Here is a 268-nt window from a genome sequence, read left to right as displayed (position 1 = left end):
CGCACAGCATGGAAGAAGCGGCCCGCTACGCCGACCGGCTGATTGTCATGGCACAGGGACGGGCGGTGCTGGAAGGCAGCCCGGATGAGGTGTTCGCGCACGCCGACCGACTGCGGGAGCTGGCGCTGGACGTGCCGGAGACAGTGGCGCTGGTCACGCAATTGAATCAACGGCTGCCGGAAACGGAACGGCTGCCTTCGTCCCTGTATCGGGAAGAAGCGCTGATCGAACATCTGTTGGCGCGGCTGTCTGTGGCAAAGGAGCGATA

At 64.2% G+C, this 268-nt stretch carries 1 pseudogene; it reads left to right on the top strand.

Annotation, left to right across the window (positions count from 1 at the left end):
• A pseudogene (locus tag LD028_RS09030) lies at nucleotides 1-268 on the top strand (energy-coupling factor ABC transporter ATP-binding protein); the annotation flags it as partial.

This window comes from Anoxybacillus sp. LAT27, from assembly GCF_022030075.1.
In the GTDB taxonomy this organism is placed as follows: domain Bacteria; phylum Bacillota; class Bacilli; order Bacillales; family Anoxybacillaceae; genus Anoxybacillus; species Anoxybacillus kestanbolensis.
Note: the sequence above shows the minus strand (reverse complement) of the source record. Positions and strands in the feature narration are given on the sequence as shown.